Genomic DNA, 13,329 nt, shown 5'->3' with positions numbered 1-13,329 from the left:
AATCACGAGACTAAGAGGGTCAATAAATTATTCAGTATATGTAGCAGCATACTGGGATAAAGAGAGCCCGTGTAGTGTCTCCAGTAACCAAAAAGCAATCCATAGATAAAAATAGGCAAAAGGTACGAAGGAGCCAAGTGTAACAACGAGAAAATCAGGGCTGTAAGTAGAATACCTATATGTACACTCTTCGTTGTACGAATAAGTAAAGGTTGTAGTACTCCTCGCATATACAACTCTTCTACTACCCCCGTTAGCAAAGAAATAACCGCAATCCTAACAATAGCAATGCCCAATGTTGTAGGCTGTTTTATGAAAGCTGTAGCCTCCTCAATCCGCTCTTGTAAGGTTCTCAAATAGTCTCCCCACACTCCACTCCAATGTTCTATTAGATAATTGCTCGCATAGGAAGTGCCTGCGATTAAAACCAAGGCAAAGAGCGTGCCTATAAAAAGTTTTATCCAAAGAGCTCGTGAGAGCTTTCGCATAGGTTGCAATCCTAAATAACTCCATCGAAACCCTTTGGGTATCTGAACGTAAGTAAAGAGAAAGGGAACTATCCCAAAGGTAAGAACAGAAGAGAATGCGGAGTGCAACAGTTGCCCTAATAAGTCCTTCGGGGGAGCGTATATCGCCCACAAATTAGTTATCGATAGAGCAAAAAGAGTCATTGCCAAGAGCAACAAAAAAGCTCGAAGCCCCCTTGAGCGGTCTAAGCCCGCATATTGTTCGGTAAAATATCCTGTATCTTGTGCTTTGTACTCCACTTTGATTGTTGCTTTCTACCCTACAAAGTTATCCAAAATCATAAGATAAATATACAGCATGGTGGGTTACTCAAGCTATTACTTTATTTAATAAAAGACAAGCTCCAAGGTCTATTCATCCACCTTTACAAAACCTTATCGAAGCTCTAACGGCTTCTCCCATTCGAAACCTATAACCCTCTGTCCCAAAACCTATAATCGTTTTGAAGGTTTACACAGAAGGTTTGCAATGTTTGTACAGAGGATTTGCAGTAAGGCAAATAAAACAGAGTAGCCACTCTCTAAAGAGAGATATTTGACTTCCCTTTTAACTGTCTCTATAAAGTGTCTCTCTATGTAAAAAATGCAGAGTACACTCCTATATGATAACTCTATCTCTTTGAAGACAAGGGTATAAGTATGCTATATTTTGCACTAAAGAATGAGGTAAAAAGTCTTAGAAAAAATAAGGATTAGTCGAACTCTTCACGTACAATTTTTACAAGGCTGTGCGTCAAATGACTCAACTCTTCCTCTTGAATAATATAGGGAGGCATTAGGTAACAGAGGCGACCAAAGGGACGCACCCACACACCCTCCTGCACGAAGCGTTGTTGCATACGTGCCATATTGACGGGCGTTTTGGTTTCGATGACTCCAATTCCACCCAAAACTCGTACTTCCTCCACTCCACGAAAGGCGAAAGCTGGTGCTAACTCGTCACGCATCTGTTGCTCCATAGATTCTATTTTTTGTTGCCAAGGAATCGAAAGAAGTAGCGAAAGACTCTCGGAAGCCACGGCACACGCCAAAGGGTTAGCCATAAAAGTGGGTCCATGCATGAAACATCCCGCCTCTCCTGAACAGATGGTATCAGCTATTGTTTTATGTGTACAAGTAGCAGAGAGCGTCATATACCCTCCCGTCAAAGCCTTGCCGATACAGAGGATATCAGGCACAACTTGTGCATGTTCCGAAGCAAAAAAAGTACCCGTACGACCAAATCCTGTGGCAATCTCATCAAATATCACCAGTACTCCATGTTCATGACAAAGATCTAATGCCTCCTTTAGGTAGTTGGGGTGGTAGAAATACATTCCTCCAGCCCCTTGTACGATTGGCTCTACGATCAATGCAGCGATATGAGATCCCTCTTTTTGCAACAAATCTTTTAGAGGGTCAAGATCCGAGGGATCCCACTCCTTACCCCACTTACTCTTAGGTTGAGGCAAGAAGTATTGTTGGGGCAAAGCCCGTCCGAAAAGGGCGTGCATACCCGTTGTTGGGTCACATACACTCATAGCGTGCCATGTATCTCCATGGTAACCCGAACGTATAGTAACGAAGGCTTGTCTCTCTCCCTCTCCTCTACTATGCTGGTACTGAATAGCCATTTTCAATGCCACCTCTACCGCTACCGAACCGCTATCTGCATAGAAAATCTGATCGATCCCCTTGGGGAGAAGCGGAAGCAATTTATTTGCCAACTCTACCGCAGGACGATGCGTAAAGCCTCCAAACATGATATGACTCATTTGATGCAACTGTTGCTCAATAGCCTTATTGAGTTGTGGGTGATTGTACCCATGGATAGCTGCCCACCAAGAACTCATACCATCAATTAGGATACCTCCTCCCTCCAAATAGATGCGTACCCCTTCGGCTCGCTCTACGGGAAAAACGGGCAAAGGGTCAATGGTAGAAGTATAAGGGTGCCATAGATGCTCTCTATCTATCTGTAACAATTCTTCGGTTGTCATATACTATCTTCTGTTTCCCAAGTAGTTTCCATTTCGTTACTATACCCCATCTCTTTGATGAGTTGCATATCTTCTTCGGCTCTTGCACCTATAGTTGTAAGCATATCTCCCGTAATAGCAGAGTTGATACCTATATACATAGCCTTACGTACCACAGAGATAGGAATTTGAATGCGTCCACCACTAAAACGCAAATAGGCTTTCGGATTGATAAAGCGGAAGAGAGCCACCGTAGTAAGATACTCCTCTGCCGAAAGAGGAGCTACCTTGGCAAGCGGTGTACCTGCTATCGGTTGTAATACGTTAATAGGGATAGAATAAACACCTATATCTCGAAGGAAAAGGGCAAAGTCTATGCGGTCTTCCATACTCTCCCCCATACCAATAATCCCCCCAGAGCATACTCTCATACCCACACGGCGAGCCGCTTTTATCGTTTCCAATTTATCCTCTTGCGTATGCGTTGTACAGAGTTTAGAAAAAAAGTTGGGTGCTGTCTCCATATTGCAGTGATAGGTACTAACCCCAGCCTCGTAGAGGATACGTAAACGCTCCTCATCTAACAAACCCAGCGAAGCACAACAACGGACATCACTCTCGGAGCGAATAGCCTTGTAGGTCTCTGCGAGCGATTTTATCTCTCGTATCGAAAGACTTCGACCACTTGCCACTAAAGAAAAACGTTTTATACCTTGTGCTCGATTGTAGTTCGCTTGCGCCACGCAAGTAGCAGTATCTAAAAGCGGATAGACCTCTGTTCCTGTGGTATAGTGCCTACTCTGGGCGCACCACTTACAATCTTCAGGGCAGTTACCACTCTTGACATTGATGATAGAGCAGGTATCAAAGCCTTTTCCCATAGTTTGCTGAGTAATCCTATGAGCCATCTCGTAAAGCTCTTCGGGAGGAGTATTTTTCCAAAGGGCTATAACCTCTTCTTTTGAAAGGGCATAACCATTAATTATCTTCTCTACTATTTCCTGCATTATTCGTTAAGGGTTGGTTGATTACAAAGCAACCTCTCCCAGGGACTCCTATAAAGAGCACCTATGGAGAGGTTGGCGTGATAAATTATGGTGCTACGATTAAGCAGTAACGCGCTCCAATCGTTTCATTACAGAGAATATGAATGCAGCCGATAAGAGACAGCATGCAATAAGTACACCCCAGAAAGCTACCAACGAAAGTTTTTCCCAGAAAGCTCCCATAACACCTACAAGGAGGTTACCTACTGCAGTAGCTGCAAGCCATCCACCCTGCATTAAACCTGCATATTGTGGAGGAGAAACTTTAGATACGAACGAGAGTCCCATTGGGCTGAGGAATAGTTCCGCCAAAGTAAGTACGAGGTAAGTACCGATAAGTACGTTAGGAGAAACCAAAACGTCGCTCGTTCCCTTAATATCACTGGGTGCTGGCAATCCAATAGAAGAAACCAAAAGTACGAGGAAGCCCAAAGCAGCGAGCAACATACCGATACCAATCTTACGAGGAGCAGAAGGTTCTTTGTCTCTATTGGCAAGATAACCGAAGAAACCAACTGTTACAGGAGTCAATAGTATGATAAAGAATGGATTAAACTGCTGGAAGATTTGAGGAGTAATGCTTCTCAAGCCATCAGCAATAGGCTTAATATCTACAAAGTAACCTCCGATGAGACCTGCAATACCTAACACTATAAGGAGCAAACCTGTCTTAGGATTTCTCTTTCCTCCAAGGAGTCCGAAGATAGAAAGATATACCCCGTACATAAGACATACTAAAGGTAAAAGCATAAGGAGAGAGAAAGGAATATAACCATCTGCCGTAACCTTACTTACTGTATAATCGCGAGCAAAGAATGTCATGGTTAATCCGTTTTGATGGAAAGCCATCCAGAAGAAGATTACCACAGCAAACACAAGCCCCAAAGCGAGCAAACGTTCGCTAACTTCCTTCTTAGACATTGGAGCTCCAGCTCCGTCTTGACTGGCTTTAGCTTTAGCCTGTTTGGCTGTAACATCGGCCTCTTTCCAAGTTTTACGGAAGAGAACGAAGATAAGTATAGATATAATCAAGCTACCACAGGCTACAAAGAAAGCCCAGCTATAAGACTTAGAGAGCGTAGTGGCTACGTACTTTTTACCAAAGTCTTTGGCAAAACCTTCAGAATCACTCTTTGCCAAGAACTCAGCAGGTACCTCTGCTTGCGTAATGCGTTCGCGAATAGCTGCCTTAGCTTCATTATCTGCTATATTACGGCTTGCCATAACCTCATAGTCTGCATCGGTAACCGTGAGGTTAGGGTCTGTAACAGCCCCAGCCTTGGTATATTGATGGAGTCCTGCGAGCTTAAGATTGAAAAGGATTTCAGCCTCGTCAGCAGGGAAAATCACCCTTGTTTCTTCTTTGCCTTAGCAATCATCTTAGCCTGCTCTTCGGCGGTTTCAGTAGCATACTTAGGGTGAGATGCTTGGAACTCTGCCATAAATTGGGCTTCATCTACGACCTTATCGTTAAGAGCTACGTAATTTTTAGGGATAGCTGCATCGTAGTAGAAGTTTTCTTTTTGTAGGAAATGGTTAGTAATAGCGTTCCCCATACTTGGAGCGAAGAAAGCACCAATGTTGATGAACATATAGAAAATAGAAAACGCCATATCTCTACTCTTGGAATAGAGAGGATTGTCGTAAAGTTTTCCTACCAAGGCTTGCAAGTTACCCTTAAACATACCCGTACCAGCGGATATTAAAACAAGGGATAGAGCCATAAAGATAACCCCCTCGGTACCCGTACCAAATGGAATACCCAAAAGAAGATAACCACCAAACATGACCGTGATACCGATCAAAATAGTCTTACCATAGCCCAACCATTTATCGGCCACAATACCTCCAAACACTGGTAAGAAATATACGAGTGCTAAGAAAGTCCCATAAATAAGACTTGTGGTTGCAGAAGAAAAGCCGAACTTGGCTTGCATGTAAAGAGTTAGAATCGCCAACATGGTGTAGTAACCAAAGCGTTCTCCCATGTTCGCTAAGGCTAGAACAACTAGCCTTTCGGGTGACTTTTTGCCATACTTTTAATTATTAATGTGAGAATTATTCTTTTTTGTAGAGAGAGAGAATGGCTCCTGTATTCACATCAAACAGAACACACACATTGCCCTCTTTGGGTTTTGTAATTTGATTTTCTAACGAGACTCTATAGCCCAACTGAGTTATGGGGAGGTCTTCTTTGGCAATAACCTTCCTGTCTAATCGAAGTGTTACCTCCGCTATACCAGGCGCATTGTATATAATACCTTTGAGTTTACGCTCTCGTTTTTCCATCTCTTCGGGGGAGAGTTCTTGTAAACTCCTTGTAGGAGAGAGGTTAAAGGTGATAGGCTCTCCTTTGGTACTATTGGCGGGAAGTAAACCCTCCTGCACCGAAAAGCGTGCTAAGGTACGATTATTAATAGCTCCCTCTGGGGATATAAAGAAATCCCGATGAATGGTTGTAGTTGCTGTAGCCCCTTCAAAAAGAGCTTCTAAACCAGCTATTTGGGCTTTAAGCTCCGACACCGCCAGCTCATAGGCAGCCCCATCTCGAGGAGCATTCTCCGCCTTTCCTGAGATAAGTTCCAAGAGGTCTTCTCGCATCTCAAAGAGCTTTACTGCTACTATTTCGGCACGTTTAGCTTGGAAGTAGCCAAGGCATACTCTCGGGGTAGGGCAAGGTTGTTCTGTGGCAACACACTACCCTCAGTAAGAAGAGCTTCCTTCTCTCCAACAGAAGGCACTCCATCAGTATTGATACCAGCTATGACTCCCTCTTTGGTAAGAGCTACATAACTAAAAGGGTTCGAAGCCTTAAAAGAGACGATATACTGCTGCTCTTCGTCAGGCACACCAATGGATGAGAGTCGGACACTCTTTATCTGGTAAGAAGTCTGAGGTTGTATTGAAATTTCTTTGCCGAAAAGAATAGGAGCATACGCAGAAAACTCCCCAGGTGTATAGGTCATCTTCTCAATCGTCAGGGAGACCTTCACCAAACTCTTTGGCAAATAATAAACAATACCCTGAGAAGCATACTCCACTGCTGAATAACGAATCACATCTGCCTGCGACCATAACGCCCCGAGAGACGAAAGCAAGGCTAGCAACAGGCAGAAAGTTTTCTTTAGCAACACGTACTTCATTGTTCAAAATTTTCAGCAAATGCAAAGCTAACTAATTTCATTGATATATTTTCACTTTACCCTTTTTGCCCTCTGCTTTACCCCTCTCTTTCTCTTATGTAGACTCTTTTTTTCTTACTCCATTCTCTTGCTCTTCAGTACCCATAACCCTTTGAATAGTTTACACAGAAGGTTTGAAAGGTTTGCACAGAACCTTTCTATAGTTTGCTCATATGGTTTTGCATCGAGGAGGTAGGCTCTTGAAAGTATCGTCTAATAGGTTTCTATGTATAGGGAGCATCATGTCCCTCACTGTCGCCCTTCCACAAACTCCTTACAGCTTATCGAAGCCTCTTTTCCCTCAAGCCGTCCTAAGCCCCCCGTTGCCCTTTTTCAAACTCCGCTAGCGCCCTTTCGTCATCTCTTGCCAAAAGTGTACTTTTGTGGAATATTCTTGAGAAGCTCTATATATATTGCATTGAAGACTTTCTTAACAAGGTAAGGCAAAATAGAAATCTTGAGACAAAAATTATTGACACACTGAAATGAAGCGTTACTTCCGCATCGTAAAACATTACGTTTGGCCCTACAAAGCCTATCTATGGCTAAGCGTAGTACTTAATATCCTCGCAGCACTGCTCAACCTATTGGCCTTCTCGCTTATTATGCCCATCTTGAAAATTCTTTTTGGATTAAGCGAAGGCGGTCATCAATACATTCCCTTAGACAGCATACCCTACGAGGGTATAAAAACACTCTCCGAATGGGGTAACGCCCTAACCAATAATTTCAGCTACTACATAGAGACTCTTATCGCCTCTTACGGAGCCAGTACGACACTCATAGTACTATGTCTCTATTTAATAGGGATGACTCTACTAAAAGTAACGGTTACTTACTTCGGACTTTGGAGTCTTATCCCCGTGCGTACAGGCGTGGTGCGAGATTTGAGAAACAAGCTCAACGACAAGATAACCACATTACCCATTGCCTTTATGGCTGAAGAGCATAAAGGCGACATATTGGCTCGCATCTCAGGAGATGTCGGAGACGTGGAGTGGACTATTGTAGAGACATTGGATATGATGATTAAAAATCCTATCCTTCTGCTCATCTATCTCATAGCACTTTTTACCCTAAGTTGGCAACTTACCCTCTTTGTTTTCGTTGTACTCCCTCCAGCTGGCTATATTATGGGAGTAATAGGAAGAAAGCTAAGACGCCAGAGTCTGGTGGGACAGAATATGTGGGGGACCTTGATGTCTCAAGTAGAAGAAACGCTTGGAGGTCTACGCATCATTAAAGCCTTCCGTGCAGAGAGTAAAATAAAAACACGCTTTCACAAAACCAACGAGGAGTACAAAGAGGTTGTTACAAAAGTCTACGAGCGCCAACAACTGGCACACCCCGTTAGTGAATTATTGGGAACAATTACAATAGCCATTATTTTGTGGTATGGAGGTAGTCTCATCTTAGAGGGTACAAGTATGATTTCTGCCCCAACTTTCATATACTATCTAATTGTTTTTTACAGCATTATCAACCCTGCCAAAGAGCTTAGTCGTGCCTCCTACGCTATCCAAAAGGGTATGGCCTCCATGGAGCGTATCGAACGGATTTTGGATATTGAAAATCCGATAAAAAGCCCAGAGCAACCTAAACCGCTCCACTTCGACCGAGAGATTCGACTCGAAAACGTATCCTTTAGATACTCTCCCGAAAAATGGATTCTGAAAGACCTCAATCTAACCATCAAAAAAGGACAAACAGTAGCGCTCGTAGGAGCTTCAGGAGCGGGAAAAAGCACGTTGGTAGACCTTATCCCCCGGTTTTGGGATGTTACCGAAGGTCGCATCACAATAGACGGAACAGACATCCGAGAGGTAGATTTAGATGCCCTACGCTCCCTCATTGGCAACGTCAATCAGGAGCCCATACTCTTTAACGACACAGTCTACAACAACATAGCTTTCTCTCCAGAAACAGCCACCCAAGAGGAAGTACTCAATGCTGCCAAAATAGCCAATGCTCACGAATACATCCAAAATTTAACAGAGGGATACCACACCAACATTGGCGATAGAGGTTGTCGATTAAGCGGTGGTGAGAGACAGCGCTTGAGTATTGCCCGTGCTGTTCTAAAAAACCCTGCTATTTTAATATTGGACGAAGCAACCTCATCTTTGGATAATCATTCTGAACGCTTGGTACAAGAAGCTATTGAAAATCTTTTGAAAGACCGCACCACTATCGTTATAGCCCACCGATTGACCACCATAGTCAATGCCGATATTATCTGCGTTTTAGACAAAGGGCGCATCATAGAGCAAGGCTCTCACCAAGAACTTTTGTCTTTAGGTGGAGCCTATTCTCGTCTCTATAAAATGCAGTCAAGTCAAACTCTATAAACCAAGCCTTTTTGCTTGCATAGAGATATGTCTCCCATCGTTATACAGCATCTACCTCCTTCCAAGAGCTTTACCAACCGTCTCTTTGTTATGGCTTATTTGGCAGGAGTATTACCATTTGTCAAAAAGAAGTTTTATGCTCGGTGGCAAAAAGCTCAAATACCCGATGATATAAATCTAATGCTATCAGCACTTGAAAGCATTCCTCAAACGAACCTACAAAAAGCCAATAGTTCCGAAACAAGTATCATTGATGTGGGTGCTGCAGGTACAGTGCTTCGCTTTGTTTTAGCGGTTGCTTCTCTCACGACTCAAGGGAGGGTATCTTTTTCTGCTACACAGCGTTTGCGACAACGCCCCCTACAGCCACTGATAGAAGCTCTCTCTGAGTTGGGTGCGAACGTATCTGGTAGTTGGGGCAATGAAAAAGTATCCTCCACCTCGTTGGTAGTAAGCCCTTCGTTGCACCCCTTACGAGGAGGAGATATAGCACCTGAAATAGGGAGTCTAAGCAGTCAATTCATTACCGCACTTCTCTTAATAGCTCCCTATCTCTCCTCTCCTCTATTTGTTCCTCTCTCGGCAGATGCTCCCAGCAAGCCCTATATTGCAATGACTCTAAGTATGATGCATCGAGCTGGAGCACTATTCACTCTGAATAAAGAAGGGGTTCTTATCCAAAACAAACCCTATAACCGAGAGGCTTTAATGAATATGGGAGAAAAAATAGAAGGGGACTGGAGTGCAGCCTCTTATATCTATGGATGGACAGCCATACTTCCCCTTGAAACGAGGCTATTTATTCCACATCTAACTAAATTCGATACTCAAGGTGATAAGAAAGTGGCTGATCTAATGCTTCCTTTAGGAGTACAAACACACTATATAGAAAACGGAGGGATACTACTAAAAAGAGTCTCCGCCTCCACCCCTCTACTCTACCAACCTATCCTCAAAGACTATCCTGATCTGTTCCCCGCCCTATTTGTAACAGTCCTTATGCAAGGACAATCTTTCTTTTTCAATCAAATAGGAGGGGTACGTTTGAAAGAATCGGATCGCCTCTCCGCACTCTCCGATGTTGCCCAATCATTGGGCTTCATAGTAGAAGAGACTTCAAGTTCTATAATGTGGAGAGGTAAAAAAAACTCCTCCGAGGAGAATATCTCTGTATGTACTTTACAAGACCATCGTTTACCCATGGCTTGGTCTATAGCTTTGCTAAAAGGCTATAACCTCCATTTCGACGATGCCAGCGTTGTAAGCAAGAGTTACCCTCTCTTCTGGGAAGATGCAACACGGGTTGGAATAGAAATTTAGGGCTATAATTTTCTAATCAGTGATAAATCTTATCTTTGTAGATAATTAAGATGGTAAGCAGTATGAGTTTACACTATAAAATAGTAACCAAGATTGCTTTTTGCAGTCTTTTCTTAGGAACGCTTCTTTTAGGAGGATGTATATCTCCCAAGGAAATAAAGAATCCTGATTTAGAATCGGTACAGATAACCTCCTTACGTATTGAAGACAAAGACAATCCTAATCTAAAAAACACGTTCTTCTCAATAGATCACCGTGAAGGAATTATTTACAATGCACATCTCCTGCCTAAGGACTTGGCATTAGACTCAGTAAAAGTAGTGTTAGCTCGCCATAGCGATGCACAGGTAAAATTCATCATCGGAGGGAAACAAGAGACCTCTGGTAGCAATGACTCTCTTTCTTTTGTGAATTGGAAGCAGGGAGTTAGCATTCAACTCTCCAATTCTGCCAAGAATATGAATAAAGAGTACAAGTTAGATATTAGAACCTACTCGTACGACCCTCAAACATTCAATTGGCAAGTTGTTAGTGGAGCACAAATTCCTAACCTTACAAACGTGAAAAAGCTCCTTTTGAAAGAGCATCAAGATAAACTCTTACTCTTCGTGGGCAACACGGCGAACAAAACAGTTGTATATGCGAGTTCTAAGAGCAATCCCAGTCAATGGACACTTATCAATACAACAGGACTTGAGGGAAGCGTAAAGGATGTAACTATAACTCCTTTTGGAGTAGCTTGTTTACTCACTGAAAACGACGATTTCTATCTGTCATCGACAGACTTTACGGAGTGGGCTTCTGCGAACATCGGATCAAGTGTTGTGTCTATTTTAGGCTCCTTCGTAGAACCAGGAGAGAAGAAGTCAACCATTGCCCTTATACTTCGCAATGGCTCAACCAACAAACTCCATTTTGGGACATTGGAAGGTTCGTCCGTTGTATCAGGAGAACTTGTTCCAGAGGACTTCCCCATAGAAAATTTCACATCCATATCTATGAAAGTAGCACAGCACCCAATGCTTGTACTTGTGGGTTCTCACCTCAAAAACGGCACCTCTCAAAAAGCTCAAACATGGACCTCCACCTCTGGAAAAGACTGGCTACGCCTTCCCTCTCCAGAAGGGAGTAATTTGGGAGTAAGTGTTCATGAGCCTGTTCTTCTATACGATGAAACAATAGGACGGATGTATTGCCTCTTTCCCGCCCATTTTACAGAGGCTAACCCACAAATGAAAGTTTTCTTCTCTGACGACAAAGGGGTAGCTTGGACTGAGGGCAATGGAACTTTAATGCTTCCTCCTACTCCATTTGGAATTCGATCTAAACATTTAATAGGCTATTTTGCCACTCCTCACACTCTCTATCTTTTAGGCGGCATGCTACAAGATGGGAGCATTCCTGTAGATATTTGGAAAGGAACACCTCGTATTTACACCGAATAGGATAAATCAAAACGGAACCTATTACAAAGCTACGAATGACGCTCTTTCGGTATAGTTCTATTCTACTTATCGGAGTCTTGTGCTATTCCATACAAATGAAAGCGCAAGAGTATCGTTATGAAGTCGGAGTTTCGGGTGGAGCAACTGCCTATTTGGGAGATGCCAACCCCAGCAATCCGTTCAAAGCTATGGGAGCAAGTTTAGAAGGTATTTTCCGTTACAATCATAATTTGAGACTTGCTTTTTCAGGATACATGAACTATTTCCAACTAAATGGGAACTCCAAAAGATTTAGAGGTAACCATTTTCCCAACGGAAGTCAGGCCTCATTCACACTCCATGGAGTGGGTATCGTGTTACGTTCGGAGTATAACTTCTATCCGTATAGTGACAAGTTCCCTTTTCTACAAACTCGTCGCCTTACCCCCTACATTGCGGCTGGAGCTACGTTAGGATTTAGTGTACAGCACTCCCAAGCCTTACTTCACCCTGGAGTAAATTTAGCTTTAGGTATAAAGTATAAACTAAGAAATCGGCTGAACTTTTTTGCCTATGTCGAAGGAACGCACTTTTTCTCCGATAGATTAGATACTTCTTCTACCTCCTCAAAAATTCTCCGCAACCCTTACCACGTCAATTCGTCTCTATTGAAAGGGGGAGATGGTATGGTGCGATTGATGCTAGGTATTTCTTACGAGTTTCAGAAACAAGCTACCCGATGCAATAATGACAAGTAAGCAAGTAGATACACAGTTAGGACCTCGTCACGTTGCTATTATAATGGATGGTAATGGTCGTTGGGCTGTACGGCAAGGCATGAGCCGTTCCAAAGGACACTTTGCTGGTGTGGAGGCACTTCATAGGACAGTAGCCGAAGCTATCAAGCAGGGTGTAAAATATCTTTCTGTTTATGCTTTTAGCTCTGAAAACTGGCAGAGACCCAGCGAAGAAGTAGAGGCTTTGATGATTTTGATGGCAGAAAGTTTAGATACTTATGCAGAAGAATTGTCAGCTCAAGGGGTGCGCATCTTTCCCATCGGAGATATTATGCGTCTGCCCGAGAGTACTCGTCGTAAGCTATTGGATGCGGTAAGCAAAACAGCAAACAATGATATTTTGACCCTAATAGTAGGACTCAGTTACTCTGCTCGCTGGGAGATTAACCACGCACTACATAGTGCAGTGCAAGAGATCGAGAGTGGCAAAGTGAAAACATCTACCTTGCTAAGCAATGCCAACGCCATAGAACCCTATCTCTCGACAAAAGATATCCCCGATCCAGACCTATTGATACGGACGGGAGGAGAGCTGAGAATAAGCAATTTTCTACTTTACCAGTTGGCTTACACTGAGCTTTTTTTTACGGAAACACTATGGCCAGACTTCGATGCTTGCGATTTACAAGAGGCATTAGATAGTTATGCCTTACGTCACAGACGATTTGGAAGGATTGATGCCAAAGATAACAATGACCTAAAAGAGGAGTTAGATTGCCTCTAAAGA

General features: G+C 43.1%; 8 protein-coding genes and 2 pseudogenes. 5 read left to right on the top strand and 5 right to left on the bottom strand.

Annotation, left to right across the window (positions count from 1 at the left end; all coding sequences use genetic code 11):
• Positions 1 to 2: 2 nt before the first annotated feature.
• The 5 genes and pseudogenes from JCM15907_RS04290 to JCM15907_RS13975 form a co-directional block, all read right to left on the bottom strand.
• The gene (locus JCM15907_RS04290) at positions 3 to 767 is read right to left on the bottom strand and encodes a CPBP family intramembrane glutamic endopeptidase (protein WP_025842849.1); all 765 of its coding nucleotides are present in this window, start codon (positions 765 to 767) and stop codon (positions 3 to 5) included.
• Positions 768 to 1,219: 452 nt separating this feature from the next.
• Positions 1,220 to 2,506 carry an adenosylmethionine--8-amino-7-oxononanoate transaminase gene (bioA, locus tag JCM15907_RS04285; RefSeq protein WP_025842848.1) on the bottom strand — a complete coding sequence of 429 codons (1,287 nt, stop codon included), beginning with the start codon at positions 2,504 to 2,506 and terminating at the stop codon, positions 1,220 to 1,222.
• A complete protein-coding gene (gene bioB / locus JCM15907_RS04280) occupies positions 2,503 to 3,495 on the bottom strand; it encodes a biotin synthase BioB (protein WP_025842847.1) in 993 nt (330 codons plus the stop codon). The genes bioA and bioB overlap by 4 nt, the downstream gene beginning before the upstream one ends.
• 96 nt (positions 3,496 to 3,591) lie before the next feature.
• Positions 3,592 to 5,519 (bottom strand): annotated as a pseudogene (locus JCM15907_RS12185) (peptide MFS transporter).
• Positions 5,520 to 5,589: 70 nt separating this feature from the next.
• A pseudogene (locus JCM15907_RS13975) lies at positions 5,590 to 6,497 on the bottom strand (DUF4831 family protein).
• A gap of 701 nt (positions 6,498 to 7,198) precedes the next feature.
• On the opposite strand from JCM15907_RS13975, the gene JCM15907_RS04260 reads away from it, so the two are divergent.
• The 5 genes from JCM15907_RS04260 (at position 7,199) to uppS (ending at position 13,326) form a co-directional block, all read left to right on the top strand.
• A complete protein-coding gene (locus JCM15907_RS04260; protein ID WP_025842844.1) occupies positions 7,199 to 9,061 on the top strand; it encodes an ABC transporter ATP-binding protein in 1,863 nt (620 codons plus the stop codon).
• A 27-nt stretch (positions 9,062 to 9,088) separates the two neighbouring features.
• Positions 9,089 to 10,381, top strand: coding sequence for a carboxyvinyltransferase (locus JCM15907_RS04255; RefSeq protein ID WP_025842843.1), 1,293 nt, complete (start codon positions 9,089 to 9,091; stop codon positions 10,379 to 10,381).
• Positions 10,382 to 10,443: 62 nt separating this feature from the next.
• Complete coding sequence (locus JCM15907_RS04250) at positions 10,444 to 11,826, top strand: DUF6242 domain-containing protein (RefSeq protein WP_036885492.1); 1,383 nt, start codon at positions 10,444 to 10,446, stop codon at positions 11,824 to 11,826.
• A gap of 35 nt (positions 11,827 to 11,861) precedes the next feature.
• Positions 11,862 to 12,563, top strand: coding sequence for a DUF6089 family protein (locus tag JCM15907_RS04245; RefSeq protein WP_025842841.1), 702 nt, complete (start codon positions 11,862 to 11,864; stop codon positions 12,561 to 12,563).
• Positions 12,553 to 13,326: a polyprenyl diphosphate synthase gene (gene uppS, locus JCM15907_RS04240; protein WP_025842840.1), complete on the top strand. Its 774-nt coding sequence runs from the start codon at positions 12,553 to 12,555 to the stop codon at positions 13,324 to 13,326. The genes JCM15907_RS04245 and uppS overlap by 11 nt, the downstream gene beginning before the upstream one ends.
• Positions 13,327 to 13,329 lie beyond the last annotated feature (3 nt).

Origin of the sequence: Porphyromonas gingivicanis JCM 15907, from assembly GCF_000614585.1 — a bacterium.
GTDB lineage: Bacteria > Bacteroidota > Bacteroidia > Bacteroidales > Porphyromonadaceae > Porphyromonas > Porphyromonas gingivicanis.
Note: the sequence above shows the minus strand (reverse complement) of the source record. Positions and strands in the feature narration are given on the sequence as shown.

What these genes read in the sequence shown, in the direction of transcription:
- JCM15907_RS04250 (WP_036885492.1), top strand. Translation starts at nt 10,444, where the DNA reads ATGAGTTTACACTATAAAATAGTAACCAAGATTGCTTTTTGCAGTCTT.
- uppS (WP_025842840.1), top strand. Translation starts at nt 12,553, where the DNA reads ATGACAAGTAAGCAAGTAGATACACAGTTAGGACCTCGTCACGTTGCT.
- JCM15907_RS04260 (WP_025842844.1), top strand. Translation starts at nt 7,199, where the DNA reads ATGAAGCGTTACTTCCGCATCGTAAAACATTACGTTTGGCCCTACAAA.
- JCM15907_RS04255 (WP_025842843.1), top strand. Translation starts at nt 9,089, where the DNA reads ATGTCTCCCATCGTTATACAGCATCTACCTCCTTCCAAGAGCTTTACC.
- JCM15907_RS04245 (WP_025842841.1), top strand. Translation starts at nt 11,862, where the DNA reads ATGACGCTCTTTCGGTATAGTTCTATTCTACTTATCGGAGTCTTGTGC.
- bioA (WP_025842848.1), bottom strand. Translation starts at nt 2,506, where the DNA reads ATGACAACCGAAGAATTGTTACAGATAGATAGAGAGCATCTATGGCAC.